Origin of the sequence: Pandoraea nosoerga (assembly GCF_902459585.1) — a bacterium.
Classification (GTDB): domain Bacteria; phylum Pseudomonadota; class Gammaproteobacteria; order Burkholderiales; family Burkholderiaceae; genus Pandoraea; species Pandoraea nosoerga.
The window spans coordinates 219,980-244,183 of sequence record NZ_CABPSC010000003.1; the positions used below are offsets into that span (position 1 = coordinate 219,980).

Annotated in this window: 23 protein-coding genes and 1 pseudogene; 12 read left to right on the plus strand and 12 right to left on the minus strand. The window is 67.8% G+C overall.

Going from position 1 to position 24,204, the window contains the following annotated elements:
• Nucleotide 1: 1 nt before the first annotated feature.
• From PNO31109_RS05970 to PNO31109_RS22385, 3 genes and pseudogenes are all read right to left on the minus strand, one after another.
• A complete protein-coding gene (locus PNO31109_RS05970) occupies nt 2-562 on the minus strand; it encodes a DUF2857 domain-containing protein (RefSeq protein WP_150554693.1) in 561 nt (186 codons plus the stop codon).
• A gap of 17 nt (nt 563-579) precedes the next feature.
• A pseudogene (locus PNO31109_RS05975) lies at nt 580-1,509 on the minus strand (ParB family protein); the annotation flags it as partial.
• On the minus strand, nt 1,436-1,948 hold the full coding sequence (locus PNO31109_RS22385; protein WP_150554694.1) for an NAD(P)H-binding protein: 513 nt from the start codon (nt 1,946-1,948) through the stop codon (nt 1,436-1,438). The pseudogene PNO31109_RS05975 and the gene PNO31109_RS22385, both read right to left, overlap by 74 nt.
• A gap of 159 nt (nt 1,949-2,107) precedes the next feature.
• Here PNO31109_RS22385 and PNO31109_RS05985 point away from each other — a divergent pair, with 159 nt between their 5' ends.
• The 6 genes from PNO31109_RS05985 to PNO31109_RS06010 all read left to right on the plus strand — a co-directional run bounded on the left by PNO31109_RS05985 (nt 2,108) and on the right by PNO31109_RS06010 (nt 9,535).
• Complete coding sequence (locus PNO31109_RS05985; protein WP_150554695.1) at nt 2,108-2,689, plus strand: TetR/AcrR family transcriptional regulator; 582 nt, start codon at nt 2,108-2,110, stop codon at nt 2,687-2,689.
• Nucleotides 2,690-2,810: 121 nt separating this feature from the next.
• Entirely contained in the window at nt 2,811-3,992 is a 1,182-nt protein-coding gene (locus PNO31109_RS05990; protein WP_150554696.1) for an MFS transporter, read from the plus strand.
• A 525-nt stretch (nt 3,993-4,517) separates the two neighbouring features.
• A complete protein-coding gene (locus PNO31109_RS05995; RefSeq protein ID WP_150554697.1) occupies nt 4,518-5,300 on the plus strand; it encodes a DUF3348 domain-containing protein in 783 nt (260 codons plus the stop codon).
• Nucleotides 5,297-7,951, plus strand: coding sequence for a DUF802 domain-containing protein (locus tag PNO31109_RS06000; protein ID WP_150554698.1), 2,655 nt, complete (start codon nt 5,297-5,299; stop codon nt 7,949-7,951). Before PNO31109_RS05995 ends, PNO31109_RS06000 begins: the two co-directional genes overlap by 4 nt.
• A gap of 32 nt (nt 7,952-7,983) precedes the next feature.
• Nucleotides 7,984-8,652, plus strand: a complete 669-nt coding sequence (locus tag PNO31109_RS06005) for an OmpA family protein (RefSeq protein ID WP_150554844.1) — start codon at nt 7,984-7,986, stop codon at nt 8,650-8,652.
• Nucleotides 8,645-9,535 (plus strand): DUF2894 domain-containing protein, encoded by an 891-nt coding sequence (locus tag PNO31109_RS06010; protein ID WP_174966282.1) that lies wholly within the window; start codon nt 8,645-8,647, stop codon nt 9,533-9,535. The genes PNO31109_RS06005 and PNO31109_RS06010 overlap by 8 nt, the downstream gene beginning before the upstream one ends.
• 123 nt (nt 9,536-9,658) lie before the next feature.
• Here the strand turns inward: PNO31109_RS06010 and PNO31109_RS06015 are convergent, their stop codons facing one another.
• A complete protein-coding gene (locus tag PNO31109_RS06015; RefSeq protein ID WP_150554700.1) occupies nt 9,659-10,906 on the minus strand; it encodes an MFS transporter in 1,248 nt (415 codons plus the stop codon).
• Between the two features lie 178 nt (nt 10,907-11,084).
• Here PNO31109_RS06015 and PNO31109_RS06020 point away from each other — a divergent pair, with 178 nt between their 5' ends.
• Nucleotides 11,085-11,552, plus strand: coding sequence for a winged helix-turn-helix transcriptional regulator (locus PNO31109_RS06020; protein WP_150554701.1), 468 nt, complete (start codon nt 11,085-11,087; stop codon nt 11,550-11,552).
• A 201-nt stretch (nt 11,553-11,753) separates the two neighbouring features.
• Nucleotides 11,754-12,557: a tRNA (guanosine(46)-N7)-methyltransferase TrmB gene (trmB, locus tag PNO31109_RS06025; protein WP_150554702.1), complete on the plus strand. Its 804-nt coding sequence runs from the start codon at nt 11,754-11,756 to the stop codon at nt 12,555-12,557.
• Nucleotides 12,558-12,647: 90 nt separating this feature from the next.
• Here the strand turns inward: trmB and PNO31109_RS06030 are convergent, their stop codons facing one another.
• The 4 genes from PNO31109_RS06030 to PNO31109_RS06045 all read right to left on the minus strand — a co-directional run bounded on the left by PNO31109_RS06030 (nt 12,648) and on the right by PNO31109_RS06045 (nt 15,578).
• Complete coding sequence (locus tag PNO31109_RS06030) at nt 12,648-13,490, minus strand: undecaprenyl-diphosphate phosphatase (protein ID WP_150554703.1); 843 nt, start codon at nt 13,488-13,490, stop codon at nt 12,648-12,650.
• A gap of 131 nt (nt 13,491-13,621) precedes the next feature.
• A complete protein-coding gene (locus PNO31109_RS06035) occupies nt 13,622-14,221 on the minus strand; it encodes a DUF1439 domain-containing protein (protein WP_150554704.1) in 600 nt (199 codons plus the stop codon).
• 97 nt (nt 14,222-14,318) lie between these two features.
• Entirely contained in the window at nt 14,319-14,582 is a 264-nt protein-coding gene (locus PNO31109_RS06040) for a YkgJ family cysteine cluster protein (RefSeq protein ID WP_150554705.1), read from the minus strand.
• 213 nt (nt 14,583-14,795) lie between these two features.
• On the minus strand, nt 14,796-15,578 hold the full coding sequence (locus PNO31109_RS06045) for an SDR family NAD(P)-dependent oxidoreductase (protein WP_206111255.1): 783 nt from the start codon (nt 15,576-15,578) through the stop codon (nt 14,796-14,798).
• A gap of 161 nt (nt 15,579-15,739) precedes the next feature.
• Between PNO31109_RS06045 and PNO31109_RS06050 the strand changes: the two genes are divergently transcribed.
• From PNO31109_RS06050 to PNO31109_RS06065, 4 genes are all read left to right on the plus strand, one after another.
• Nucleotides 15,740-16,357 carry a TetR/AcrR family transcriptional regulator gene (locus PNO31109_RS06050; RefSeq protein ID WP_174966283.1) on the plus strand — a complete coding sequence of 206 codons (618 nt, stop codon included), beginning with the start codon at nt 15,740-15,742 and terminating at the stop codon, nt 16,355-16,357.
• A 96-nt stretch (nt 16,358-16,453) separates the two neighbouring features.
• Nucleotides 16,454-17,122 carry a protein-L-isoaspartate O-methyltransferase family protein gene (locus PNO31109_RS06055; RefSeq protein ID WP_150554707.1) on the plus strand — a complete coding sequence of 223 codons (669 nt, stop codon included), beginning with the start codon at nt 16,454-16,456 and terminating at the stop codon, nt 17,120-17,122.
• A 122-nt stretch (nt 17,123-17,244) separates the two neighbouring features.
• Entirely contained in the window at nt 17,245-17,568 is a 324-nt protein-coding gene (locus PNO31109_RS06060; RefSeq protein ID WP_150554708.1) for a rhodanese-like domain-containing protein, read from the plus strand.
• A 9-nt stretch (nt 17,569-17,577) separates the two neighbouring features.
• Nucleotides 17,578-19,068 carry a TolC family outer membrane protein gene (locus PNO31109_RS06065; RefSeq protein WP_244958131.1) on the plus strand — a complete coding sequence of 497 codons (1,491 nt, stop codon included), beginning with the start codon at nt 17,578-17,580 and terminating at the stop codon, nt 19,066-19,068.
• A gap of 86 nt (nt 19,069-19,154) precedes the next feature.
• Here the strand turns inward: PNO31109_RS06065 and waaA are convergent, their stop codons facing one another.
• The 4 genes from waaA to PNO31109_RS06085 form a co-directional block, all read right to left on the minus strand.
• Nucleotides 19,155-20,483 carry a lipid IV(A) 3-deoxy-D-manno-octulosonic acid transferase gene (waaA, locus tag PNO31109_RS06070; protein ID WP_174966304.1) on the minus strand — a complete coding sequence of 443 codons (1,329 nt, stop codon included), beginning with the start codon at nt 20,481-20,483 and terminating at the stop codon, nt 19,155-19,157.
• Between the two features lie 3 nt (nt 20,484-20,486).
• Nucleotides 20,487-21,383, minus strand: coding sequence for a Kdo hydroxylase KdoO (gene kdoO, locus PNO31109_RS06075; RefSeq protein WP_150554710.1), 897 nt, complete (start codon nt 21,381-21,383; stop codon nt 20,487-20,489).
• Entirely contained in the window at nt 21,380-22,363 is a 984-nt protein-coding gene (gene waaC / locus PNO31109_RS06080) for a lipopolysaccharide heptosyltransferase I (RefSeq protein WP_241013701.1), read from the minus strand. Before waaC ends, kdoO begins: the two co-directional genes overlap by 4 nt.
• Before the next feature lie 187 nt (nt 22,364-22,550).
• Entirely contained in the window at nt 22,551-23,948 is a 1,398-nt protein-coding gene (locus tag PNO31109_RS06085) for a phosphomannomutase/phosphoglucomutase (protein WP_150554712.1), read from the minus strand.
• Nucleotides 23,949-24,204: the final 256 nt, after the last annotated feature.

The following is a 24,204-nucleotide window of genomic DNA, read 5'->3' on the forward strand; positions in this document are numbered from 1 at the left end:
GCTACACCAGCCCCTGGTCGATCCAGTTCCGTATCGCCGACCAGATCACCGACATCGGCAGGCTCATCGCCTCGGCCAGGTCCATGGTCAGCGCCAGCATCGCCATGTCGTCGGTCAGGGCGACATGGCGCTCGGCGACGCCGTTCTTCCAGCGTTCCCACAAGGCCACGTCCTGCGCCTCGTCGAGCACCGGATGCCGGCCCTTGCGCTTGGGCAGCCCGAGGATGTTGCGGCGCAGCGCCACTTCCTGATGGGTGAGACCGTAGAACTTGCTGACCATCTCCGTGCTCGCCCCCAGGCGCAGCATGCGGTCCACCGTGGCGATCTCCCGCTCCACGTCGTGCACCTGGCTCAGCAGCCGCTTCAACACCCCCCGGTTCACCGACACCGAACACCACGACACCGTGGCATTCACCAGCATGCTCACGAGTTCGGGGCGTTTCAGCGCATCCAGCTCTTCCTCGCCGAAGCCCATGGCCTTGCAGCGGCGCAACTGGCCGTTGCGCAGGTCATGCAGGGCCTGGGCGATCACGGCTTGGTTGAGCGGGTGCGGTGCCGACATACGGGGGGCTCCTGTGCTCAGGCTTCGTGGCCCGCTACGCCGGCTTCCAGATCCAGCAACCGGCGCGCCAGGCGCAGCAGACGGAACAGCTTCACCAGCGCAGCATCGCTCAGGCGTGTGGTCGAGCCGCCGTGGCCATGCAGCAGCGCCGCCAGCTCGTCGGCCAGCCGCGCACGGTCCACTCCGTTCGCGGAGGGCGGCGCCGCACTCAGCACATGCAGCAGGGTCAGCACCGCCCGCGCGAACGCCGGCAGTGCCTTCGCTTGGTCCACGGCCGGCGCCACGCAGACGAAGCCGATGCCGCCGACACTGGCCTCGATGTGGTCGGCGACCGCCGCTTCCTCGCCGATCTCGCGCGCGAACTGCGCGATGTGCACACGCAGGCGATCCGGCGCGTCCAGCCCCGGCTCGACGTACCAGACGTCCGAGATGGGATAGAGCCCGCCGACTTGTACGGGGATTGCACGCAGCGCATCGGCCTCGAATTCGGGCAGCTTGTCGCCAAGCTGGTCGGCGACCATCCGCTGGATGGACTGCAGGCGCTCGGTGGTCGGTGCCGGTGTCACGATGTGTCCTTGCAGGCGCTCGTCGCGTTGTCCGTGCTGGTCCTGCGGCGCTTCGGGCGATGCAGGCGGTGGCGCTACTGACGCCGCAGGCGAGACCGGCGTGGTGTCGCGCGGTACGGACGACACGGGTGGCTGCCGAGGTGCGGAAACCGGTGCGGCAGGAGCAGCAGGCACGACAGGAGCCGCCGAAGGCATCGGCGCCGCCGGTTCGCTGGTCAGCGCGCGCTGGCGGCTTTCGCTGTCGTCGATTTCCAGCGCCAGCGTGTCGTAGTCCACGCCCAGCATATCGGCCATCTGGCCGATCAGCTCATCCTGCGCACGCTGGGGCGAGAAGCCCTCCGGCTGCGCATCGAACTGCGACAGCACGTCCTGAAACAGCGTCCATCTGCGTGACGGCCGCACGCAGCGTATCGCGCTTGAGAAGATCGCCCTCGACCGGCACATACCCCGCCGCCTCGATTTTTGCGCGCGAGCTTTCCGATCTCGCCAATCCATGGACGACAAACCCCTTGTCCTTCAACTTCCTTGCCACCCTGGCGCCCACATAGCCCGTGGCGCCGATCACCAGAACCTTCATCTGAATACCTTTGAACTGTACGTCTCGTCTTTGAGGAACGGCGCGATACCCTCGGGCCGAGCGCGACACCCGCTCATGTTTCATGCCCTCGCACGCCGGCGAAAATTCCTGCCAAGAATACGTTGGTTGCGCATGAGATATATCCCAAATGCCGAGCTGGCATCTCGCTTCCCCACGAGTGCTGCGCTTGCGCGTTCGGCGCGAAGCAATTTTGGGAAATGACTCATCCAACACCGCTCGCATAGTGGGCCGCGCCCAGGCTGCGCTTCACGCCATTTCACGCTCACCGCGGAGGCAACAGCCTTAATTTGAACAAACGTTAAAAAATAACTTACAATGCGGTCGCGGCGCGCGCGCATGTGCGTTGCCCTTTCCATTTCACTTACGCCAGCGAGTCTCCTCATGAGCGGTAGACCCAGAGAATTCGACGACGCAGCCGTCATCGACGCTGCCATGGACGTCTTCTGGACGCACGGCTATGAAGGCACCTCCGCGCAGGCGCTCGTCGAGTGCACCGGCCTCGGGCGAGGCAGCCTCTACAACGCCTTCGGTAGCAAGCTCAACCTCTATCACGAAGCCCTCACGCGCTATCAGACGCTCGGGCTTCAGACCCAGGCCGATATCCTGAACGCCCCCGGCCCCGTCAAGGAACGGCTGCGCGCGCTCATGCAATGGGGTATTGACGAAGATCTTAATCCCGACAAACAGCGCGGCTGCATGTCGCTTTTCGCCGCTCTCGAACGTGGCGCGAAAGATCCCAAGGTCCGCCAGATCAGCCAGGCCTATCTCACGCGCATCGAGCAGGTCATCGTGCATCTGATCGCCGTCGGACAGCGTAACGGAGAGCTGTCCGCCGAACGCTCGCCGCTGCTCGTCGCGCGCACGTTCCTGTCCACCTATTACGGTCTGCGCGCACTGGGCCGCACCGTCAGCGATCGCGCCTTCCTCGAAGATATCGTCGAAGGCACCCTCGCTCAGCTCTGAGACCGCCCGGCGCCGAAGCCTCCGCGCACCACACAGACTCCCCGGACCCCGTCCTTTCACGGGTCCATTCCCCAACCCCAAATTTGTAATGATCGTTAAAAATATGCCATCAAGATCCACCATGCCACCCGTCGTCTATTTACTCGGACTTACCGTCTTCGCCATGACCACGGCCGAATTCATGGTCGCCGGGATGATGCCCGCCCTCGCGCGGGCGATGGACGTCGGCATCGGCGCCATCGGCAACCTCATTTCGCTCTACGCGCTTGGCATGGCTGTCGGCGGCCCCGTGCTCACCGCCGTGTTGCTCGCGCTGCGCACGCCGCACAAGCGCGCCCTCGTCTGCCTGCTCACGATCAACGTCGCCGGCGGCGTGCTCGCCGCCGTCGCGACCCGCTATGAAGTGATGGCGCTCGCGCGCGTCGTGATGGGAATTGCCAGCTCGGCCACGTTTGGTGTGGCGCTGACGCTGTGTGCCGATCTCGTCGCCCCGTCGGTGCGCGGGCGCGCCGCGGCGTTCGTGCTCGGCGGCCTGATGTTCTCGCCGGTGGTCGGCGTGCCGCTCACGGCCTACATCGAGCAGCATTACGGCTGGCGCGCCAGCTTCTGGCTCGTCGCCGTCCTCGCCGCGCTGTGTACCGTCGCCGTCGCGCTGTGGGCCCCGGCCACCGAAAAGCGCGGGCGCGAGAGCATCAGTCTCGCCGCCGAAATCCGCTCGCTGCGCAACCGTCCGCTATGGGCCGCATTCGCGACGAGCGGCCTCATCATCGGCGCCACCTTCGCCGCGTTCAGCTACTTCTCGCCCATCTTCCTGAACGTCGCCGGCCTGCCCGCCGCCGCAATCCCGAACCTGCTCGCGATGTACGGCGTCGCCAACATCATCGGCAACGCCGTGACGGGACGCTTCGCCGACCGCCACACGCTCACCGTGCTTGTCACGGGCCTGGGCGTACTGGCCCTCGCGCTGGTGAGCTTCGCGCTGTGGGCCCGACTCGCGCCCGTGGGCGTGGCGGCCTTCGCCGCCATCGGGCTGACCGGCGTGTCGCTCAACCCGGCCATGGTCGCCCGCGTGATGCGCGCCGCCGCGCCGGGGCCGCTGGTCAACACCATGCACACGTCGGTGATCACGGCCGGGCTTGCCTTCGGCACCTGGGCCGGCGGCGCCGCCATCGACGCCGGTTACGGCCTGCGCGCACCGCTGTGGATCGGCGCGGCCATGGCAGCGCTGGGCCTCGTCAGCCTGCTGCCCTACGTGCGCCACGGACTGGCGCAAGCGCCTGATACCGCGTGCCCGGCCTCGTGAGTCACCACTTACTCACCGCCAGCTTCAATGACGGCGCCGTATCACGTGAACAGGCCGGCCACATCCGAGAAGACTGTCGCCACCGGTGCGGCCCGGCTTGCCCACGTCCCCACCATCACCATTGCGTCGCAGATCACGCCGATGGCAGGCATGTCGTCTCTCCGGTCGTTCGATTCCCTGTCGCCCGTTGCCCGTTCTCAGGCGTGCGGCTCAGAAGAAGTTGGCGAGGCCGGCCAGGAAGTCGGCCACCGGCTTGGCGCGCAGCGCCCACGTCCCCACCGTCACCAGTCCGTCGCAGATCGGTCCAATTGCAGCCATGTCACACCTCCGGTTGTCGTTTCGTCGTTTCGTTGTTTCGTCGTTTCGCGTTTGCCGCGAGTTGAGTGAACGATAAACCTCGGGACGCACGCCGGAAACTGAGATAAATCACAGGCGGCGCCCGGGCGACGGAAGGCGCCGGAGGCAGCCGCCGCGGTCGAAGGGCGCGCGCAGTGTAAACTGCAGGGTTTTCGACCCCCCAGTGGAATGGTGCAAGTGCCCCGGCGTCCCGTTATCAGCGCCCCGACACTCATACGCTCGCTGGCCCGTCTGAGCACGTTCGCGCCCCCGGAGGCAGCGCCGTCGCTCTCGGACCGCCTGAGTCAGTGGCTGGGCTGGACCGACGCCATCGCCCTGTCGTCGGCCCTCAAGGCCAACCCGCCGGCTGCAACACCCGGCGCGCGCGCGCCTGCGCAGGATCCGGCCGGCGAACTCGCCCGCGTGCGCGCAGACCTGGCGGCCGCTATCGCGCGCGATTGCGGACTAGCAGCCGCGCCGGGCGGGCGGATTCGCGCCCTGAGCGCCGCCGAGCGCCAGCGTGCGGCGTCCTTCGCGGATTTTCCGGCCTATCGCCAGCGCTACGCGACTTCGCAACAGAGGATGGATACGGCCATCAGCGCCGTGCGCACGCGCATGCGAGCCCGGTTGGCCGCTCGTTCGCCACAGGGCGCGCGGCTCGCCGGCGTGGACGCCGTCATGGAACGCGTGATGGGCGCTCGCGAGCGCGCCCTGCTCGCGAGCGTGCCGAATCTGCTCGAAGGCCACTTCGTGCGCCTGCGCGACACGGAGCAGGCGGCGATGGCCGCCCCGCGCGTGAGCGGCGCGGCGCCGCTGCCGCCGGCCGGCGCCTGGCTCGACACCTTCCACCGGGACATGCAGAGCATCCTGCTCGCGGAACTGGATATACGCCTCGAACCCGTCGAAGGGCTGATCGCCGCCCTCGCCTCGGTATCGAACGGCGAAAACGTTAGTGAACCCGGACAACAATGACCCGTTACCTCGTTGATCTCGTCGCCTTTGTCGCAGGCCTGGCCGTCGTCGGCTGGATCGCCATCGGCTATGCCGGCACCAACACCCTCGCGCTCGCCATCGCCTTGCTGATCGCAGCGGTCTATCTCATCGGCGCGCTCGAGCTCAAACGCTTTCACCAATCGACCTGCGCGCTCGCGCGCGCCGTGGCCGGGCTCCATGCCACGCCGGCATCGCTGCCCGCCTGGCTCGACACGCTCCCGGCCGGTCTGCGCAACGCCGTGCGCCTGCGCGTGGAAGGCGAACGCGTCGGCCTGCCTGGCCCCGCTCTCACGCCGTACCTCGTCGGCCTGCTCGTGCTGCTGGGCATGCTAGGCACGTTCCTCGGCATGGCCGCCACGCTGCGCGGCACGGGTCTCGCCCTCGAGGGCGCCACCGACCTCGAAGCGATCCGCGCCTCGCTCGCCTCGCCGGTCAAGGGGCTCGGCTTCGCGTTCGGCACCTCCGTCGCCGGCGTTGCGACATCCGCCATGCTCGGCCTGCTTGCCGCCCTGGCCCGCAAGGAGCGCGCGCACGCGGTGCAAGCGCTCGACGCGCGCATCGCGACCACGCTGCGGCCGTTCTCGCAACAGCACCAGCGCGAAACCACGCTGCAATTGCTGGCACAGCAGGCCACCGCCATGCCCGCGCTCGTCGAGCGTCTGCAGGAGATGATGGCTGCGATGGAGCGCCACGGCCAGACGCTCGGCGAGCGACTCGTCGCAAGCCAGGACGCGCTTCACGCGAAGACCGGCGCGTCCTATGCACAGTTGACCGACGCGATGCAGCAGTACCTGAAGGACAGCGTGGCCACCACGGCCAGCGCGGCCGGCGCCGCGATCCGCCCGGCAGTCGAAGCGACGATGGCGAGCCTCGCACGCGAGACGGCGTCCTGGCAGCAGACCGTTTGCGCCGCGATGCAAGATCGCATGGACGGCTTGTCCGATCGTTTCGAAGCCACCACCACGCGTGTCGCAAACGTCTGGAACGCGTCGCTCGACGCCCAGTTGCGCGCCAACGAGTCGCTCGCGACCGACCTGCGCGCGGCGCTGGGCGAATTCACGCAGACGTTCGATACGCGCTCGGCCAAGCTTCTCGACGAAGTCGCCGCGCGTCTGGAGAGCGCGACGGATCACGTCAGCGCGGCACACGCGGGCGTGGCGAAGCGCTGGGAAGCGTCGCTGGCCGCGCAACAGGCGACCAGCGACACGCTCGCCAGGGACCTCGCGGAGTCGCTCGCGCAATTCGCTCAGACGTTCGAAACACGCTCGGCCGGTCTGCTCGCCGACGTCACGTCGCGCCTCGATAACGCCACGGGCAGCATCGCCACCGCGCAGACCACGGTCGCGCAGGCCTGGGAGCAAGCCCTGGCCCAACAACAGCGCTCGCACGCCGCGCTCACGCAAGACCTCGGCGCAGCACTGGAGCGCTTCGCGCAGACGTTCGAGGCCCGCGCCAACGCGCTGCTCGCCGACGTGGCGACCCAGCTCGACGCGGCCAGCGGCAGCGTGAGCGGCGCGCACGAACGCGTTGCGCAAGCGTGGGACCGGTCGATCGCCCAACAAAAGCAAGCCAACGAAGCGCTCAACGCCGAGCTCGCTGGCGCGCTGGCGCGCTTTGCCGAAACCTTCGAGCAACGCTCGGCGCAATGGCTCCAGAGCGTCTGCGCCCGCATCGACTCGACCTCCGAGAGCGTGGCGCAGACCTGGCGCGAAGCCATCGCCGAACATACGCGCACGAGCGAGCGTCTGGCCGACGGCAACCAGCAGCTCATCGCCGCGACGACCAGCGCCTTCAATGATCACAGCGCGTCGCTGATGCAAGCGCTGAGCGCCGCCAACGCGGCCCACCACGACGCGACGGCCGAGCGCGAGACGCAGCGCCTGTCCGCCTGGACGCAGACGCTCGAAGGCACGCTCGCCACGCTGCGCGCGGAATGGCAGAAGGTCGGCGAACACGCGGCCAGCCAGCAGCAGGCAATCTGCGACGCGCTCGCGCGTGCGGCGCTGGAGATGTCCGAACAGACGCGCGCCAACGCCAACGACACCATCGCCGAGATCTCGCGTCTGGTGCAAACCGCGTCGGAAGCCCCGAAGGCTGCCGCCGAGATCATCGGCGAACTGCGCCAGAAGCTCTCCGAGAGCATGGTGCGCGATAACGCGATGCTCGAAGAACGTTCGCGCCTGCTCGACACGCTCGGCACGCTGCTCGATACCGTCAAGCACGCCGGCAACGAACAGCGCGCCGCCGTCGACGAGCTCGTCACCACGTCCGCTCGTTTGCTCGAGCGCGCCGGCGCCAATCTCGGCGAGGCCATCGCCGCGCAGACCGACAAGCTCGCCGCGGCGTCGGCGCAGGTCGCCGGCAGCGCCATCGAGATCGCCAGCCTTGGGGACGCCTTCGGCGCGGCGGTGCAGAGCTTCGGCGAATCGAACGCGCAGTTGCTCGAGCATCTGCAGCGCATCGAAGCCGCGCTCGACAAGTCGATGGCGCGCAGCGACGAGCAGTTGGGCTACTACGTCGCGCAGGCGCGCGAGGTCGTGGAGCTCAGCGTGCTGTCGCAGAAGCAGATCCTCGAGAATCTGCAGGATCTGGCGCAAACGCGGGCACAACCGGGTAGCGTGGCAGCATGAGGGACGAACTGGGCGCTGGCGTCGGCGAGGGCATGGAGGGTCTGGAGGGCGTGGGGAGCGTGGAGGGCGGCGACATTGGCGCCGCCTCGCCGACGTGGGCTGTCTTCGGCGATCTGATGTCGGTGATGCTCGGCGCGTTCGTGCTGATCATGCTCGGCGTGATCGGCGTGCAGATCGAGCTCTCGGCCAGACTGGAGCGCGAGGTCAAGGAGCGGCGTGCCGAGACGCAGCGCCGCGAGACGCTCGAAAAGGCGCTCGCCGGCCCCCTCGCGGGCGGGCGGGTCACGCTCGTGAACGGCCGCATCGGCATCAGCGGCAACGTATTGTTCGCGCTCAACTCCGATCAGTTGCAACCGCAAGGGCGCGAAGTGCTGCGCAGCCTCGCGGGGCCGCTTGCCGCCTACCTGCGCGCGAGCGACGAAATCCTGATGGTCAGCGGCTTTACCGACAACCAGCAGGTGCGCGAGACGAACCGGCGCTTCGCCGACAACTGGGAGCTCTCGGCGCAGCGTGCGCTCACCGTCACGCGCGAGCTGATCGCGGCGGGCGTGCCGCCGTCGTCGATTTTCTCGGCGGCGTTCGGCGCCGAGCAACCGGTGACGTCCAATGCCGACGAAGCCGGCCGCGCGAAGAACCGTCGCGTGGAAATCGCCCCCATGCCGCGCAGCAGCGCCAGCAACGCAGGTAAGCCCAATGCGTGACGCCCACTTCGATTCGCCCGCATGCGATGGCGCCTCGGCGTGCGAAGCGCCGCACGCGAACGCCGCACCCGACGTGCCCGCCGCGCCCGACGCCGTCTCGGCACAACTCGCGCAATGGCGCTCGCAAGGCGCCGACAAGCGCGACCCGGTGCTTTTCCATCGAATCGAAGCGCTCGCCGCGCGCAGCCGCGGCTATGGCGGAGACGTGCGGCGCATGCTCGACGAACGTCTGAAGATGCTCGTCGAAGCGTTGGCACGGCGGCTCGCGTCCGCTGAAACGGTAACGCAGGCGCCGCGGGAAACGCACGCCGACCCGTCCGTTGCGTCACCGCTTGCCGCGCTCGCCGCCGGCATCTCGCAACGCACCGGCGAGCGCGCCGCCCGGGCGTCGGCGTCTCGCGCCGCTCACGCTCATCGGCTCGCGGCACGCGGCGATCGTGAGCCGCATAGCGCTCGTGACGGGCAGGCGGGCGATGCGCCCGCGTCTTCCGTCGCCCCGGCTGCCGCAAGGCCTGCCGCCACGGCGCCTGCGCCCGTGGCCGTGCCGATCACGCCCACCGTCATCTCGACCGACGACGCCTTCGAGGATCTCGACGTGCTCGAGTACTTCCGCGAAACGTGGTCGAAGCTGAGCACCGACGGCAATCTGCGCCAATCGCTCGCGCAAGTGCCCGAGAACGCCGGCCCCCTGAATTCCAGCCATCTCGTGCATCGCGCCCTGTCGCTCATGCACGACGTCTCGCCCGACTATCTGCGGCACTTCCTGCGCCACGCCGATGCGCTCTCGTGGCTCGAAGACATGGAGGCGGCCGGCGTGCTTGGCGCCAAGGCCACCGCGCGCGCCACCGCCGCCGTCAAACCGGGTCGCACCAAGGCCCGCTGAGAGAGGTTCGCCGGGATCTTCTCCGGCATCGCGGCGAACACGGAGGCCCGGTCAGGGCGTGGGAGGCAGAGACGGAAGGCAGAGGCGAACGGGAGGGATGGGGCGTCCTGCGATCAGCCGCCGTCAGCCCGCGACGCGCGGCTTTCCGCCGCCGGACATCCACCGCAGCGTCAGCCCCCAGAAGCTCAGCGCGAGCAAGCTCACGAGCGCGCCCAGCGCGCATACGCCCGTCCATCCGAACGTCGCGAAGGTCGCCGTTGCGGCAACGCCGCCAAGGCCGCTGCCCGTCGCGTAGAACAGCATGTAAGCGCCGACGAGCCGACTCGGCGCCTGCGCACGCGCGGCGAAGATGAGGCTCTGGTTCGTCACGTGAATCGCCTGCGCCGCGAGATCGAGCAGCAACACCCCGAGCGCCAGCCACCCCAGCGACACGCGCAGGCCCGCAAGCGGCAGCCACGAGAGCGTGAGCACGAGCAACGCCGCGCCCGTCGTGCGCTGTGCCCAGCCGCGGTCGGCCCAGTACCCGGCACGCGCGGCCGCCAACGCCCCCGCGGCGCCGACGAGGCCGAACGCGCCGATGGTCGTGTGCGAGAAATGGAACGGTGCGGCGGACAACGGCAATACCAGCGCACTCCAGAAAATGCTCAACGCCATGAACATCAGCAAGGCAATGCCGCCGCGGACCTGCAAGGTGCGCTCCTCTCGGAGCAGCGCGAACATCGAGCGCAGCAGTGCCACGTAGGGCTGGCGCGTCGCCGGCGCCCGCTGACGGGGCAACGCGCGCCACAGCACGGCGCCGAGCACGAGCATCGCCAGCGCCGAGGCCAGATACACGCCACGCCATCCCGCAACGTCGGCAACGCCGCCCGCCATCACGCGCGCCAGCAACAGGCCGACCACCACGCCGCCCTGGGTGGCGCCCACGACGCGGCCTCGCTCGTGCTCGCCCGCCGCACTCGAGGCAAACGCAATGAGGCCCTGCGTCATGGCCGTGCCGAGCATGCCGACGAACGTCATGCCAAGCAGCAGCACCCACGCCGAGGACGCCGCCGCAACGCACAGCAGACCGGCCGTCAACAAGCCGAGCTGCACAAGCATGAGGCGCCGCCGCTCCCATTGATCGCCGAGCGGCACGAGAAACAGCAACGCCAGCGCACAGCCGATCTGGGTGGCGGTCACGACGCTGCCCGCCGCGCCGTGCGAAATCGAGAAGTCGTTCGCCAGCATGTCGAGCAGCGGCTGCGCGTAGTAGACGTTGGCGACGCTCAGCCCGGCCGCGCATGCGAAGACGGCCACGAGCGCACGGGGCATCCCGCCCGCGATTGTTGCCGGCGACACGTCCGCCGCCGGCGTCGATTGACACGATGACATGGGGGGCTCCCTCAACTGGTTTCAAATTGATACTTGTTGGATCATACCCAAACAAGTTCTAAAATGAAACCTAATTTCCAACACCCCGGCCCTCCGACGCCCGCGCCCTGCGCCAACACCCGCGCGGCGATGCCGGGCCGCCATCCGTCTGAAATCCCTCTGAACGAGGCCGCAGCCCATGCCCACATCGAAGTCCGTTGCCACGCCGGCGCCAAACCCGTCGCTCGATACCTGTCCCGTCGCGAGAACGGTCGACGTGATCGGCGATCGCTGGAGTCTGCTGATCGTGCGCGACGCCTTCGACGGCGTGCGCCGCTTCGGCGACTTCCTGCGCAGCCTGGGCGTGGCGCGCAGCATGCTCGCCACGCGCCTGCGCGCGCTGGTCGACGCAGGCATTCTTGCGGTGCAGCCAGCCTCGGACGGCACGTCCTACCAGGAATACGTACTCACGCCGCAGGGACGCGAACTCTTCACGCTCATCGTGGCGCTGCGGCAGTGGGGGGAGAAACACCGCTTCGGCCGTCGCGAGCCGCACTCGACGCTTGTCGATACGCGCACCGGCGAACCGCTGGCCGATCTGTGGCCGACGACCGCGGACGGGCAGCCCGTCGCGCCCGAGGACACGCAGGTGATTCGCCCGACCTGAGCGCGGATGAGGGCGCGCGCGCCGCCGTCAACTTGCCACTGGAGGCGATTCCGGGGGATAATCGAGCCCGCTCCCGCCGCCTCGATGCGGGAAAATCCTTTGAAAAATCATCGTGTTGGGCGTTGACTTGCGCTGTGATGCCAGTCCGCCGCCTCCCGCAATGCCTCGACAAGCCGTCGCCTCAGACGGCTTTTTGCTTCCATGACGAATCACGGACATCCGCCGGCCGACGACGCGCAACCGGCCCACGACGACGCAGCCGCCACCGGCGCGACGCCCTCCAACGAACAGGACGGCGACGTCTACGTCGGTCCGGACGGCGTGGCGCACCCGCGCCGCATTCGCAGCTTCGTGCGGCGTGCCGGGCGCAGCTCCGAAGCGCAGAAGCGCGCCTTCGACGCGCTCGGCCCGAAGTTCGTGTTGCCCTACGCCGCGCAGCCGCTCGACTGGCCGGCCGCATTCGGCCGCGACGGCGCGCCGCGCATTCTGGAAATCGGTTTCGGCATGGGCGACGGCACCGCTCATATCGCAAAGTTGCGGCCCAACGACGATTTTCTCGGCGTCGAAGTGCACGAACCGGGCGTGGGCGCGCTGCTCAAGCTCATTGGCGAAACACCGCTCTCGAACGTTCGCATCGTCCAGCACGACGCCGTGGAAGTGGTCGAGCACATGCTGCCCGCAGGCTCGCTCGACGGCGTTCACATCTTCTTCCCGGATCCGTGGCACAAGAAGCGCCACCACAAGCGCCGCCTGCTGCAGCCGCCCTTCGTGGCACTGCTCGCTTCGCGCCTGAAGTCCGGCGGCTATCTGCACTGCGCCACCGACTGGCAGGAGTACGCCGAGCAAATGCTCGAAGTGCTCGGCGGTGAAGCGTCGCTCGAGAACACGGTCGCCACGGCCGACGGCTATGCGCCGCGTCCCGACTATCGTCCTGTGACGAAGTTCGAGAACCGCGGCCTGCGTCTGGGTCACGGCGTATGGGATCTCGTATTCAGGAAACGCTGATCGTCCCCGGGCGGCAGCCGTTCGCCGCGTTCGCGCAAACACGAAGGGCACCCGAGGGTGCCCTTTCTTCGTTGCGGCGTGGACCGCGCGTCAGTCGGCCCAGACTACCAGGCCGCTGTAGGCCGTCGCCAGCACGACGATACCGAACACGATGCGATACCACGCGAATGCCGTGAAGTCGTGCGACGCGATGTAGCGCAGCAGCCAGCGCACGCAGATGAAAGCGCTGACGAAGGCCGCGACGAAACCCACGCCGAAGAGGCTGAAGTCGTCGAGCGACAGCGTCGAGCGCGCCTTGTACAGTTCGTAGACGGTGGCGCCGAACAGGATCGGAATCGCGAGAAAGAACGAGAACTCCGTCGCCACGCGGCGCTCGAGGCCGAACATCATGCCGCCGATGATCGTCGCTCCCGAGCGCGACGTGCCGGGCACGAGCGCAAGGCACTGCGCGAGGCCGACCTTCAGGGCGTCGGCGAAGGACAGATCGTCGATCGACGCCACGCGCGGCGGCTTGCCCGTTTCGGCGTTGCGGCGGTTGTGCCGCTCCACGAGCAGGATGATCACGCCACCGATGATGAACGCCGTGGCCACCACGATCGGATTGAACAGCACCGCCTTGATGTGCTTGCCGAAAAGCAGGCCGAGCACGATGGCCGGCACGCAGGCGACGACGACGTTGACGGCGAACCGGCGCGCCTTCGCGTCCCCGCCGAGCCCCAGCACCACCTGCGCGATCTTCGCGCGGAATTCCCAGCACACCGCGAGAATCGCGCCGAACTGGATGACGATCTCGAAGACCTTGCCCTTGTCGTCGTTAAAGTCGAGCAGACTGCCGGCCAGAATCAGATGGCCGGTCGACGAGATCGGCAGGAATTCGGTCAAGCCTTCGACCACGCCGAGAATGACGGCTTTGAGCGCCAGCAACAAGTCCATGCGATGAGTTCCTGAGAAGTCGTTAGGTGGGAAAAAAATGTACAAGATGAGCGCGTCGAGCGAAGCAGGCCGTGCGGGAAGGCGCAGCGAGAAGCCGGAGCTCGGAAGCGCGCCGCCTCACGCGCGAGCCGTCATCGCGAATCGAATTTGACGTTCACGCCATGCGCGAGCACGGTAATCGCCCCCGGCTGACGCACGGCCCCGCCGATATTGAGCTGTTCGGGCTTGAACGTATAGATCGGCGCGTTCTGCAGCAACTGCATCGCGATCAGCGCGCCGGCCGCGTTCAGTTGCCGCGACCACCGCTCGGGCAGGCCGTCGATGGCGAACGTCTCGACTTCGGGATCGCGCAGCACGACCGACATCGTCGCGGGATCGTAGGCGAGCGCGCTGTCGATCGCCAGCGTGCCCGTGAGCGGCGCGCCGCCCAGCGGGTGCGTGACAGTGGCGTCGACCGACACCGCCAGCCGGTTGCGCTCGGGCAGCAAGGTCAGCCGCGGGTGCGACAGATTCACGTCGAGCACGGCGAGCACGCGCCGGTCGAATGGAAACTTGCGATCGAGCGCGCGCTGCAATTGGCCTTCGGAAAACGTGTAGTCGTTGCCGAACGGCAACCCGGCGCAGGCTCCCAGCCCGGCCGCGAGCAAGGTGGCGCCGCTCACGGCGAGCCAGCGCCGCCGCCCGGCGTCGGGAGCGTGGAGCGCGCCCCGCACCTCGCGGCACTGACGCATGGACGAATCTCGATACGAATTTGCCGGCATGTCGTGTTTCGCTACAGGGCTCTGGCGCCCGACACGCGCGACTATAGCACCCGAGTGCGACACGACACTACGCGTGGCCGGGCGCCGTCATCGCCTCCAGTGCGGACAGCCAGGCGATGGCCTGCGCACGATCGCTGCCACACATTTGCGCCGACGGTTGCAGCGATCCGCACACGGCCGGACGCAGCGCACTGCCGAAAAGCCGGCAGCGGTCCTCGTCGTCGAGTTGCACGCAGCGCGTGTTCGCCGGCTTGCCGTTCGGCATGCCCGGAATGGGTGTCGAAATGGAAGGCGCGATGCAACACGCCGCGCAGCGGGGTCGGCAGTTCATGAAACGGCGGATCAGAGGATGAGAAGGATGAGAACAATCAGGGCAAGCGGGGGGCGACGCGCCGTCCCGCGCGGCGCCAGGTGATGCGAGGCGATGCGAGATGATGCGAGGTGGCGCGATGGGGCGCGATGGGGCGCGTGTCGTGATCGCGAGGCCCCCGCATTTTAGCGCGAGCGGGCGCACGGCAGGGCACGCCGCGCGTGCCCCCAGCGTTTACCACGGCAGGCTGCCCGACGCGTCGAAAAATCCGCCCGTGACCGGGCCGCGCTCGCCGAGCGCCAGCATCACCACGCTGCGCGCGGCCTGCGCAAGGTTCTCACGCGTCCGCTTGCCGCTCGCATCGCCCGCCAGATCGGCCGGCGCGCCAGGGTCGACCGAATTCACGGTGATCGACGTCTCGCGCAGCGTCTGCGACAACTGCACGGTGAGCATGTTGAGCGCAGCCTTCGACGCATTGAAGCCGATACGCCGCATCGACGCATGTTCCCACGACGGATCGTTGTTGTACGCGAGCGAGCCCAGTCCGCTCGACACGTTGACGATGCGCCCGCGCTCGGCGCGCGACAGCCACGGCAGCATCGCCTGGGTAACGCGCAGGGTGCCGAAAAAGTTGGTCGCGAACACACGCTCGACCGCTTCGATGGAGGCGCGCTCGGGCGCGTCGTCGCGCGGATCGGTGACGCCGGCGTTGTTGACCAGCACGTCGAGCCGGCCGTAATACCGGCCAATGCGGTAAGCGGCAGCGTGCAGCGTCTCCGGCTGCAACAGATCGATGACGAGCGTCTCGGCCTGGAACCCGGCCTTGCGCAACGGCTCGACCACCTCTTCGCCCTTCGCCTGCTCGCGCGCGCCAACGAGCACCGTCATGCCCGCCTCGGCCAGCGAGCGCGCCACTTCCTGTCCAATCCCGCGAGTCGCGCCCGTCACCAGCGCCACTTGTCCCAGATGGCGCTGCGCGTCCTCGCGCACCATACTTTCGATAGCGTCCCGTTTCATCACTGCTCCCGTCGAATTGCCTGTTGTTCTGCGCCCGATCGCACGCAAATTTGTTAGCATCGAGTTTATGAAGAATCCTTCAGTTTTTCCATTCGCATATGAAACCTGACAGCCGAGGCCCCGCAGCGCCCCGTAAGACGCCGCAGCAGGCCCGATCGCGGGTGACGATCGACGCGATTTTCGACGCAGCGCTTCAGGTTTTGCTGCTCGATGGCGGGCGTCAGCTCACCACCACGCGCGTGGCCGAGCGCGCCGGCGTGTCCGTCGGCACGCTCTATCAATATTTCCAGAACAAGCAGGTGCTGCTCTACGCGGTGCTCGAGCGGCACGTGGAGCGCATCGTCGAGACGGTCGAGACCACCTGTCTGGCCGCGCACGGGCAGCCGCTCGAGACGATGGCGCGCGAACTGGCCCGCGCCTACGTGGGCGCCAAGATGAGCGACATCGAAGAGGCGCAGGCGCTGTATCGGCTCTCCGAGGACCTGGACGGACGGGAAGTCTTCGCGGACGCGGCCACGCGCATGCACGCGGCTGTCGTGGGCATGCTCGCCAGCGCGCGCAATGCGCGCTTCGACGACCCGTCCACGGTCGCCTTCGTCTTCCTGAATTCGATGACCGGGCCCATCAAGGCGATCCTGGAGAACCGCGCACCGGCCGGCACCTGCCACGAGACGCTGGCCGCGCGGATCGCCGAGCAGATCGCGACAATGTGCGCCGCCTATCTCGATCGCGTGGCATGCCCGCAGAGCGTGCCGCAAACCTCGAAAACGGCGGCATAGGCGCGTACTGCGTCAAAAGTTCACGCGTCATCGTGAGCGCCGCCCGGAACTGGTAAAATGCCGGGTTGTGTTTGCCTACTACCCACGGTAATCGAGATGAATTACGAACAGGCCCGCTTTAACATGATCGAGCAGCAAATCCGTCCCTGGGACGTGCTCGACCAGCAAGTGCTCGATCTGCTGACGATGGTCAAGCGCGAGGAATTCGTGCCGGCCGCCTACCGCGATCTCGCTTTCGCCGACGTCGAACTGCCCCTGCCGGGCGCTTCGATCGCCAACAAGAGCCAGCACATGATGTTCCCGCGCGTCGAAGCGCGCGTCCTGCAGGCCCTGGCACCGAAGAAGAACGAGAACGTGCTCGAGATCGGCACGGGCTCGGGCTACATGGCAGCCCTGCTGGCCTACAACGCCCATCACGTGACCACGCTCGAATTCGACGCGAACCTCGCCCAGGCCGCCCAGCAGACGCTGCGCGCCAACGGTGTGACGAACGTGGAAGTCGTCAATGCGGACGGCGCCCACGGCTGGAGCGCCGCCGCGCCATACGACGTGATCGCCATCTCGGGCGCACTGCCCGAACTGCCTCAGGCGTTCCTCGACCAGTTGAAGGTCGGCGGCCGTCTGGCAGCGTTCATCGGCGGCAACCCGGTCATGGAAGCGCAGCTGATCACGCGCCTGTCCGAGACCGAATACCGCACGGAAAACCTGTTCGAGACGCAAGTGGCCTATCTGGTGGCGCCGCAACCGTCGAGCTTCAGGTTCTGAGCCCGGCGAGCCGGGGCGTGCCGCCGGCTGACGGCGCGCACCGGATCGTCGCGAGCGGACCGGCTCCGCCCCGCGAGGGGTTCCACGAGAACCGGACGCCATCCATACGACACACGAACATCATGCAAAACATTTCACCGGCGCAATTGGCCCAGTGGCTCGCGGATGGGGAACGCGGGCAACCCACGCTGCTCGACGTGCGCGAGGACTGGGAGGTCCAGACCTGCCGCATCGCCCAAAGCAAGAATGTGCCGCTTGGCGACGTGCCGAATCGTCTGGGCGAGCTCGACGCCGACGCGCCGATCGTGTGCATCTGCCACCACGGCATGCGCAGCGCCCGCGCCGCGATGTTCCTGGAACAACAAGGTTTTACCCAGCTGTTCAATCTGGACGGCGGTATCGACGCCTGGGCTCGCCAGGTCGATCCGTCGATGCCGACTTACTGAGCCAGGGCCGTGCGCCCCCCGAGGCTCGCCGCGCGACGGCATGCGGCCGCGAGCGCCTTCGCGCTGATGGCGACGCTCGCCACGCTCATCGGCTTCGCCGCCCCCGCCGGCGCGACCGACCTTCTCCAGCTCTATGGCGAGGCGCAGAGCCGCGACGCGCTCATCGCCAGCGCCCGCTCTGCCTATCTCGCCAACATTGAAGCCCTGCCGCAGGCACGCGCCGCGCTGCTGCCCCAGGTCTCGGCGCGTTGGGGCGCCGTCAATACGCACTACGGCTCGGGCAACATCTCGAACACGTTCGGCAGCAGCGGCTACAGCCTCGCGCTCACGCAGCCGCTGTTTCACTGGGACAGTTGGCAGTCGTACCAGCAGGGCAAGCTCACCGTGGCCAGCGCCGAAGCGTCGTTTGCACAGGCGCAGCAGGACCTGATTCTTCGCGTGGCGACGGCCTACTTCGACGTGCTGGCCGCGCAGGACGACCTCGCGCTGGCCTCGACGCACAAGCAGGCCATTGCCGAGCAGCTTGCCTCGGCCAAACGGAATTTCGAAGTCGGCAACGCCACCATCGTCGACGCCAACGAAGCCCAGGCGAGCTTCGATCAGGCCACCGCGCAGGAAATCGCCGCGAACAATACGCTCGACGTGCGCCGCGCCGCGTTCGCGCGCATCGTCGGCCATCCGGTGGGGCCGCTCGCCACGCTTCGCGCCGGCGCCACACTGCCCTCGCCCGAGCCGAACAACGTGGCGGACTGGGTGGCGCAGGCCGAGCAAGCCAACTACGGCGTGCAACTCCAGACGCTCGCGCTGGAGATCGCGCGACGCGAGACGTCCAAGGCCAAGGCGGGCTACATGCCGTCGGTGGACCTCGTTGCCGCCGGCGCGCACTCGAACGTCGGCAACGCGAACAGCCTGCTTACCTCGGCGATGTCGAGTCCGTCGAGTCAGGGTACGGGACCGAGCTCCGCGGGGCAGATCGGCATTCAGATCAGCATTCCGATCTTCTCGGGCGGCTCGGTGCAGAGCAAGATGCGACAGACGCTCGCGCTCGAGGACAAGGCACAGAGCGATCTCGACGACGCGCGCCGCCTGGCGGTGCTCAACGCGCGTCAGTCGTATCTCGGTGTGTCGAGCGGGCTGGCGCAAGTCAAGGCGCTCGAAGCGGCCGAACAGTCGGCGCAGTCGTCGGTGGCGTCGAACAAGCTCGGTTATCAGGTGGGCATCCGCATCAACGCGGACGTGCTCAATGCCGAAGACAAGCTCTTCGCCACGCGGCGCGATCTCGCCAAGGCCCGCTACAGCACGCTGCTCTCGAGCCTGCAGCTCAAGGCCAGCGCCGCCACGCTCGTCGACACGGACCTGCAACAACTCAACGGGCTGCTCACGGAGAACCCGGACGCTTCGGCCGTGAGCGCCGGCGCGCGCGCACCGGCCGGCACGCCCGGCGTCGGAACACCCGAGCGCGGCGTGCGGCCGGGGACCATCGCGCCGCTGCGCCGCTAGGCGATCGGCGCACGGCGCCGACACGGAGCCGACACGGAGCCGACATCGTCCGCGTCAAAACGAAAAGCCTCGCATGGCTTGTCGCCTCATAGCGAATGTGGCGAATGTGGCGAGCGTGGCGCGTTCCGCGGTTCGTCGAGCCACCGCCCCAGCGCGGCGACGGTGCGCGCCGTCGCGCCCTGATGCTGCCTGGCGAACAGCGTCGCGGCGGTACGCATCGCGAGACGATGGTCGTCGTTGACCAACAGGTCGGCCAGCGCCGTAGCGAGTTCGCCGGCATCGCTCACCCGCCGCGCCGCGCCGGCTGCCAAGGCGTTCTCGCTCGCCTGCGTGAAGTTGAACATGTGCGGCCCGAACACTACGGGCGTGCCCGCCGCGCACGCCTCGATCAGGTTCTGTCCGCCCAGGGGCAGCAGGCTGCCGCCGATGAACGCCACATCCGCCGCCGAGAAGTACGCCGCCATCTCGCCCATCGAGTCGCCGAGAATGACGTCGATATGCGCGGGCAGCGGCGTGCCGTCGTCGGGCCATGCACTGCGACGCACGTAGTTGAGCCGGACCTTGTCGAGCATCGCCGCGACTTCGTCGAAACGCTGCGGGTGACGCGGCACCAGCAGCAGCAGCGACTGACGGCCCACGTCGGACGCCGCCGCCAGCATGGCGCGCGCCTGCAGCACCAGCGCCTCTTCGCCGTCGCGCGTGCTCGCCGCGAGCCACACCTTGCGCGCGCCGAAGCGCTCGCGCCAGCGTGCGCCGAGCGCGAGCAGCGGCTCGGGCGGCGTCATGTCGAATTTGAGGTTGCCCATCACGTCCACGTCGTGCGCACCGAGCATGCGCAAGCGCTCGGCGTCGGCATCGCTCTGCGCGAACACGCGGCTGAACCCGCCGAAGATCGGGCGCGTGGCGTCCCCAAAGCGGGCCGCACGCCGGAACGAGCGCGCCGACATTCGTGCGTTGGCGAGCACCAGCGGCACGCCGTCCTCGCGGCACGTGAGAATGAGATTCGGCCAGACCTCGGTTTCCATCACCACGCCGACGCTCGGTCGCCAATGCTTCAGGAACCGGCGAATCGGGCCGACCATGTCGTAGGGCAGATAGCAGCGTTGCACGCGCTCGCCGAACAGGCTCTCGCCCGTGGCGCGACCGGTCGGCGTCATGTGCGTGAGCACGACGCCATGCGACGGATAGCGCGCGAGCAGCGCTTCGATGAGCGGCTGCGCGGCGCGCGTCTCGCCGACGGAGACCGCGTGCACCCAGATGAGCGGGCGGCCGGTGTAGGGCGGCGCATCGTAGAAACCGAAGCGTTCCCCGATGTGACGGCGATAGCCGGGCTCGAAACGGCCGCGCCACCACAGGCGCACGACCGCCAGTGGCGCGACGACCCACCACAGCGCGCGATAGACGAGACGCAACACCATTCAGACGAGCGCGCGATGCGTGAGGCGTTGCAACACCGCCAGCGGCGAGCACTCGGGGTGCACCATGGCGTCGGCGGGCAGGAAGAAAGTCTGCTCCATCATGAACTGACCGGACATCACCGCGTGCGACGTCTGGTCCGAGAAACAGATCCAGACGCTGCCCGGCGGAAACGGCATGGTCTGCTGGCCGGCTTCGCGTTGATAGGTCAGGTCGGCCTTCATGCCATCGTGCAGATGCAGCATGATGTGATCGTAGCCGCTGCGCGGGCGCTTCGTGATGCCCACGACGTTCTGCAGCCACGCGGAGCCGGGCCATTGTCTCGGCACCTTCGGCAGAAATCGTCTGGCCACGTCTTCGAACGGCTCGCCCACGCGCCACACGCGCGGCTGGCCGGCCGGATTGATGTTGGTGAACACGCGCAGAATGCGCTCGCCGTAGTTGGGGCGCGACGGGAAAGCGTCCACATGCAGACGGCTGTCGTCCTTGCGCCAGGAGGTCTGGCGCGTCTCCACCTGATGCAGGCGCAGGCTCGTCGGCGCCGCGCGCAGCTTGCCGCGATACTCGGGCAGCAGGCCATCGATCAGGCTGCACGCCTGCGTGTAGTAACGCTTGACCAGCGCGTGTACGGCACGCCGCGTGGCGTCGTCGGCCGCAACGCCGACAAGCACGTCGGTCTTCGGATCGAGACTGATGTTCTTGCGCTTCGGGTCGGCGATCGCGGGATCGAGCAGCCGCTGCTCGGCCGCGTCGATCGCAAACGCCAGGTGCGGGAAGTACAGCACCTTGCCCGCTTCAACATCGGCCACGAGCGTCTCGCGCGGCACCGACAGCGCACCGCCTTGCCAGTCCCCGGACTCGACGGTGACGATCTGACTGTTTTCGTTCGTTTGACTCATGCGATTGGGTCCTCCCCAGTCACGGCGGCGCCGCGAACGACGGGCCCGTCCCCCGCCGGCCGCGGCGACAGCGCCAGCCGGCGCACGGCGTCGCGCACCTGCGTGAGGGTCGGCTTGTGTTGGGCGTCGCCGAGATTGACGATGCGCGGCGACCAGAATCCGCCGGTGCGCCACGCGGTGCTGAAATTGTATAGCTCGATGGTCGGACGGTTCAGCGCTGCGGCAATATGCACCAGCCCCGTGTCCACACCGACGGTCATCGCGCCGCGATCGATCAACCCCACGACCTGCGACAGATTCATCTTCGGCGGCACCCACGCCACGTGGCCCAGTGCGGCTGCCAGCCGCTCCGAGACGGCGCGCTCGGCCGGACTGCCCCACGGCAGCACGATCAGCAAGCCTTGCGAGGCAAGCTCGCGCCCCAGCGCGATCCAGTGGTCTTCCGGCCAGGTCTTGTCGTCTCTCGACGTCGCATGAACGAAGACGGCATACGGACGCTCGGGACACAGGCCGTGATCGGCCCGCTCGGTGGCGATGCCGAAATCGATCTCGGCGGGCACGGCGAATCCCATCGCTGCGGCAACCAGCAGCCGCGAGCGCGTGACGACGTGCGTGTGCGGTGCGATCCGCACCATGTGCTGATAAAGAAACCGCACCGGCCACTCGTAACTGGCCCCTTCGGTACGGTTGCCCAGCCCCCAGACGGTGCCGCGCGCCGTGCGCGCGATCCAGCCGGTCTTCACCAGACCCTGCGTGTCGATCACATAGTCATACGGGGTTTCTCGCAACGCGCGGCGAAAGGCGCCGATTTCCTGCCAGGTCGACGCCGCGAACGGATGCTTACGCCAGCGGCGCAGCGCGAAAGGAATGACCCGGCGCACGCCGCGCACGAGTTTGACGAGGTCGACGAAGCCCTCTTCCACCACCCAGTCGATCTGGGCGTCGGGATACTGGCGCAGGATGTCCTGCACCACGGGCATGTTATGGACGACGTCGCCGAGCGACGAGACTTTGACGATCAGAACCTGCAACCGAACGCCCCGGCGGTTCGGCCGGGCCTCGTGAGCAAAACCGCGATTCTACCCCGAGCCGGGGCGCCGCTCCTACGCGAACGCTGCCACCGTCGGCCAGGATGCCTTACCGTCTTACCGTCACCCCGCCCGGACTTCAGAACGGCAGCCTGGCGTCGGGCTTGACAGCCTGAATGGCGCGGCGGAAGTCGTCCTGAATGCGCCTGAGCGCGGCGTCGCTGTCGGCCTCGAAACGCAGCACCACCACCGGCGTGGTGTTCGACGAGCGTGCCAGACCGAAGCCGTCCGGATACTCGACGCGCACGCCGTCGATCTTCACGACGTCCTGCGCGCCATCGAACGTGGCCGTCTCGCGAAGCTTGTCGATCAGCGCGAAGTTTTCGCCCTCGGCGAGCGGGATTTGCAGCTCGGGCGTGGAAATCGAGTTCGGCAGCGCATTGAGCACGGCGCTCGGATCGGCCGCGCGCGACAGGATCTCGAGCAGACGGGCGCCGGTGTAGAGCCCGTCGTCGAAGCCGTACCAGCGGTCCTTGAAGAACACGTGCCCGCTCATCTCGCCGGCGAGCGGCGCGCCGGTTTCCTTGAGCTTCGCCTTGACGAGCGAGTGGCCCGTCTTCCACATCAGCGGCTCGCCTCCATGCTGTTTCACCCAGCTCGACAGGTTGCGCGTGCACTTGACGTCGTAAATGATCTTCTCGCCCGGATTGCGACTCAGCACTTCGGCGGCGAAGAGCATCAGTTGGCGGTCGGGATAGATGATCTGGCCGTCCTTGGTGACGACGCCCAGACGGTCGCCGTCGCCATCGAACGCCAGGCCGATCTCGGCGTCGGTGGTCTGCAGCGTGCGAATGAGGTCCTGCAGGTTTTCCGGGTGAGCGGGGTCCGGATGATGGTTCGGGAACGTGCCGTCGACGTCGCAGAACAGTTCGATGACCTCGCAACCGAGCGCGTTGAACAGCGCCGGCGCATACGCGCCCGCCACCCCGTTGCCGCAGTCGACGGCGATCTTCATCGGGCGGGCCAGATGCACGTCGTTCACGATGCGAGCGCGGTACGACTCGCCGATCTCGTCGGCCGTGTACGTGCCCTGGCCGGCGTCGAAGTCCTGCTGCTCGATGAGCCTGGCCAGTGCCTGAATGGCCTCACCGTAGATGGCGCGCCCGCGCAACACCATTTTGAAACCGTTGTAGTCGGGCGGATTGTGGCTGCCCGTGACCATGATGCCGGAATCGACCACGCGGCCGTGCAGCGTGACGTTGGTGGCGAAATACACCATCGGCGTGACCACGACGCCGATGTCGACCACGTCGACGCCCGAGGCGCGCAGGCCGTCGGCGAGTGCGCCGACCAGTTCGGGGCCGGAGAGCCGGCCGTCGCGGCCGACCACCACGGCATTGCCGCCTTCGCGACGCAGGGCCGTGCCGAAGGCGCGGCCGATCAGATGCGCGACATTGGCGTCGAGCGTCTTGCCGACGATGCCGCGAATGTCGTAAGCCTTGAAAATCGCAGGCGAAACTTGCGTGGATTGCGTCATGGGAAAGGATCTCTCGGAAACGAGGGAGGAAATGAGCATTGCGGCGCGTGGATCACGCCATGCCGGCGGCCCGGGCGCGATGCGTCCCAAAGCGGCGCGCCGCCGGCCCCGGCTGCGCGGCGAACGAGAATTCCCGGCGCGACGTGCGGCCGGGAGCGGCTGCATTACGCTAAAATTATACGGGACTTCGCCGCAGCGCGGCATGTCCCGAAAGCCCTGTCAGCGAGCGCCTACAATCACGGTTTGATCACGGTTT